This window comes from Alcanivorax sp. HI0083, assembly GCF_001635175.1.
The window spans coordinates 1-4,059 of the sequence record NZ_LWFX01000982.1 but is presented as its reverse complement, the minus strand read 5'-3'; the positions used below and the strand labels follow the sequence as shown (position 1 = coordinate 4,059).

Annotated in this window: 3 protein-coding genes; all 3 read right to left on the bottom strand. The window is 63.3% G+C overall.

From position 1 onward, the window contains the following. A partial coding sequence (locus tag A3754_RS28775; RefSeq protein ID WP_063519828.1) for a phosphomannomutase/phosphoglucomutase occupies positions 1–1,993 on the bottom strand: 1,993 nt, incomplete at its 3' end. A 122-nt stretch (positions 1,994–2,115) separates the two neighbouring features. Then, on the bottom strand, positions 2,116–2,568 hold the full coding sequence (gene dut, locus A3754_RS11670) for a dUTP diphosphatase (RefSeq protein WP_063519827.1): 453 nt from the start codon (positions 2,566–2,568) through the stop codon (positions 2,116–2,118). A 150-nt stretch (positions 2,569–2,718) separates the two neighbouring features. Then, positions 2,719–3,918, bottom strand: coding sequence for a bifunctional phosphopantothenoylcysteine decarboxylase/phosphopantothenate--cysteine ligase CoaBC (coaBC, locus tag A3754_RS11665; protein ID WP_063519826.1), 1,200 nt, complete (start codon positions 3,916–3,918; stop codon positions 2,719–2,721). Positions 3,919–4,059 lie beyond the last annotated feature (141 nt).

Sequence of the window (4,059 nt, the reverse complement as noted above, 5' to 3'; positions counted from 1 at the left end):
TATGCCCGCTGATTTCACCGGCCAGGGCGGCGCCGCTTTCCTTCATTTTGGCCTTGATCAGCGAGTGCCCGGTTTTGTACATCAAGGGGCGGCCGCCGTTCTTGCGGATAACGGCGGGCAGGGCGCGGCTGCATTTCACGTCGAACAGGATGTCGGCGCCGGGGCTGCGGCCGAGCAGGTCCTTGGCGAACAGCATGAGCAGGCGGTCCGGCCAGATGATTTCGCCGCTGTTGGTGACCACGGCCACGCGGTCGCCGTCGCCGTCGAACGCCAGGCCCAGGTCCAGCTCTTCCTGCTGGACGATACGGATCAGGTCGGCCAGGTTGTCCGGGTTGCCGGTGTCCGGGGCGTGGTTGGGGAAGTTACCGTCGATCTCGGTGTACAGCGGCGTCACGTCGCAGCCCAGTTGGGTGAACAGCCGCGGGGCCAGTTCGCCGGTGACGCCGTTGCCGCAGTCGATGGCAATTTTCAGGGGCCGGGCCAGCACGATGTCGTTGGCGATATCGTTCAGGTAGCGGTCGCTGATATCACGCTCTTCTTCGTGGCCGCTGCCTTCGCTGAAGGCCTTGTTCTGGATGCGTTGCTTGAAGGCCTGAATGCGATCGCCGTGCAGGGTTTCGCCGTTCATGACGATTTTCAGGCCGTTATGTTGCGATGGATTGTGGCTGCCGGTGAGCATGATGCCGGTTTGGGTTTCCAGTACTTCGGTGGCGTAGTAGAGCACCGGGGTGGGCACCAGCCCTAAGTTGACCACGTCGCGGCCGGATTCCAGCAGGCCCTTGATCAGTGAGCGGCTTAACTCCGGGCTGGACAGGCGGCCATCGCGGGCCACCAGCACGGTTTGTTGGCCCTGTTCGCCGGCTTCGGTGCCAATGGCGCGGCCCAGCAGGTAAACGCCCTGGGCGGTGAGGGTGTCGCCGGCCACGCCACGGATATCGTAGGCGCGGAAAATACTGTCCGGCAGGGACTCGCCGCCGTTGTCGTCATCCATCAGCAGAATGCTGTCGTCGTCGCTTTCTTCCACTATCAGGGCATCGGGTTTGGCGGTGGCCTGGGGGCGTGCGGGGCCGGCGCGGTCGCGCAGTTTTTTGGCCAGGCGGGCGGAGGCCTCGTTGACACTGGTGAAGAGCGGAAAATGAAAATGGTCGCGGGCAGTGACGCCGGGTTGGCGCGTGAGCTCATCGCTGTAGCGAATCAGTTCGGCGGCGTCCTGGCGCAGGGCCCGGGTCAGCAGCCGGTTCACCAGCAGGGTGCACAGCAGGATGACGACTACACCCAGGGCGATGCCCAGGGTGGCGACGATCAGGCTGTTGTCGTCGGGGGCGCGCAGGGTCAGGGTAACCTGAACCGGGCCCTGGCTGACCTGGGCGGTGCCGCCACTGGCCTGTTGTTTGTTATCGAACAGGGGGCTGCCGCCGTAGGTTATGCTGAGTGCGCTGCCTTCCGGCATGGCGGTGCGCAGGGTGGCGGCCAGTGGGGCCAGAGACTGGGTGAGCAGCAGGGTGCCGGTCTGGTTTTTGGTGGCGCGGGCCATGACCAGCTGAGGTGTTTTGCCGGCAATGATCACCGGGCCGGGTTCTTGCCCCAGGCGGACGTTCTTGAGCAGTTCCTGGGCGGTGTAGCTGAACTGGGCGGTGTCTGCGCCGCGACGGGGAACAAGCTGCACGGTGGCATCGGGAAGCCACTGGTTCTGGTGTACGTTAAAGCTGGACAGGTTGCCGTCGGAGAGCGCCTTGTTCACATCGTTGCGGTCGCTGAGGATCTCCAGCTGCTGGCGGGAGGCCTGGATGGTGTTGTTCGCCTGGCTGGCCAGTGATTGGGCCAGCAGCCGGGCCTGGGCGTTCTGTTGCTCGGGCTGCAACTGGCTGGCTTGGTAGGCGTAGAGGCAGCCGGTGGCGGCGACCACGGCCACGATGCCGGCGGCAACCAGAGGCAGTAGCTGCTTCATGGCGCTGGTGGACTTGCCTTGCTTGTTGTCGTTCTTGTTCCCCATATCCCCTCCGCTTGCCCGGCGCTGCCACGGTATTATTGTGGTTGGGTCGTGGTGCGCGCTGTGGTGCGTGCTTGTGCTGCTGTGGTTGTTGTTGTTTGTCTGGTGTTTTTCTGTGTCGGGCCTCAGTGCCGCCCGCTGTGACCGAAACCGCCTTCGCCCCGTTCGCTGGCGCTGAAGCTTTCCACCTGCTCCAGCTCTACCTGCATGACCGGCACGATCACCAGTTGGGCGATGCGCTCACCGGGCTCCAGGGTGAAGGGCTGTTGCCCCCGGTTCCAGCAGGACACCATCAGCTCGCCCTGGTAGTCGGAGTCGATCAGCCCCACCAGATTGCCCAGCACGATGCCGTGCTTATGGCCCAGACCGGAGCGCGGCAGGATCATGCCGGCGTAGCCCGGATCGTCAATGAAAATGGACATGCCGGTGGGCAGCAGCTCGGTATCCCCGGGTTGCAGTGTCATCGGTTCCTTGACCATGGCGCGCAGGTCCAGCCCGGCGGAGCCGTCGGTGGCGTAATGAGGCAGAGGAATGCTGTCGCCAAGGCGGGCGTCGAGTACCCGGTATTGCAGTTTCATTGATCAGTTCCTGATTAAACGCCGGACGCCAAAAGCCTGAGGCCAGACAAACATCAAAACAGGCGTTTCAACGTGGATCCGGTGTTTGGCGTCTGGCGTCCGGCAGACTTTACTGTTTGTCAGGCGTCCCGCATCGGGCGTCTGGCGTTATCAATCTTTATACCTTATCGCGATCAATTCGATCAGCTGCTTGGCGATCTGGGCCTTGGAGGCCAGTGGCAGCACCTTGTGGCCGCTGGGCCAGATCACCGTGAGGGCGTTGTTGTCGCTGTTGAAACCCACGTTGGTGCCGGACACGTCGTTGGTGGCGATCATGTCCAGCTTCTTGTTCACCAGTTTGCCCTGGGCGTAGGCCATCACGTCCTGGGTTTCCGCGGCAAAGCCCACGGTAAAGGGGCGCTTGGCGTGCTCGGCCACGGACGCCACGATGTCCGGGTTTTTCACCAGCGTCAGGTGAATCTCCTCGGTGGATTTCTTGATCTTGTGGTCGGCGGTCACGGTGGGTCGGTAATCCGCCACGGCGGCGGTGGCGATAAACACATCACAGCCCTTTTCCACCACGTCCATGCAAGTTTCGTACATGTCCACGGCGCGTACCACATCCACGCGCTCTACCCGTGATGGGGTGGGCAGATACACTGGCCCGGCAATCAGGGTGACCCTGGCCCCGGCTTCGGCGGCCGCTTCGGCCAGCGCAAAGCCCATTTTCCCGGAGCTTTTGTTGGTGATGTAGCGCACCGGGTCGATGGATTCGCGGGTGGGACCAGCGGTAATCACCACATGCTTGCCGGTGAGCAGTTGGTAGTCGAACACTTCCGCGGCCTGCTGAATGATCTCCAGTGGCTCGAGCATGCGCCCGGCGCCGACTTCGCCACAGGCCTGGCTGCCGCTGCCCGGGCCGAAAATGGTGATGCCCTTTTCCTGCAGGATCAGCTGGTTCTTCTGGGTGCTGAGGTCGGCCCACATTTGTTGGTTCATGGCCGGGGCAATGGCGATGGGGGCGCCGGTGGCCAGGCACAGGGTGGTGAGCAGATCGTTGCCGTGGCCGTGGGCCAGGCGGGCCATGAAGTTGGCGGACGCGGGGGCTATCAGCACCAGGTCTGCCCAGCGGGCCAGCTCGATATGGCCCATGGCCGCTTCGGCGGTGGGGTCCAGCAGGGTGGTGTGGACCGGGTGGCCGGACAGGGCCTGCATGGTCAGCGGGGTGATGAATTCACAGGCGCCCTGGGTCATGACCACCCGTACTTGTGCGCCCACATCCTGCAGCCGACGTACCAGATCAGCGGCTTTATAGGCGGCAATGCCGCCGGTGACGCCCAGCAGGACCCGTTTGTTCATCAGACGTTGCATGCAAAAACCCTTGTTTGGATGACGGCAGTCATGGCGAATCTCCCCTGCCGCTGCAGCGCCAAGGCTGCTATCAAGTCAGGCTGCATAGAGTAGCACTGTATAGGAGACGCGGCACGCAGGACGGTTGGCAGGACGCCACAT

Bases quoted from the DNA above. Each gene is read 5' to 3' on its own strand.
- dut (WP_063519827.1), bottom strand. From the start codon at position 2,568: ATGAAACTGCAATACCGGGTACTCGACGCCCGCCTTGGCGACAGCATT.
- coaBC (WP_063519826.1), bottom strand. From the start codon at position 3,918: ATGCAACGTCTGATGAACAAACGGGTCCTGCTGGGCGTCACCGGCGGC.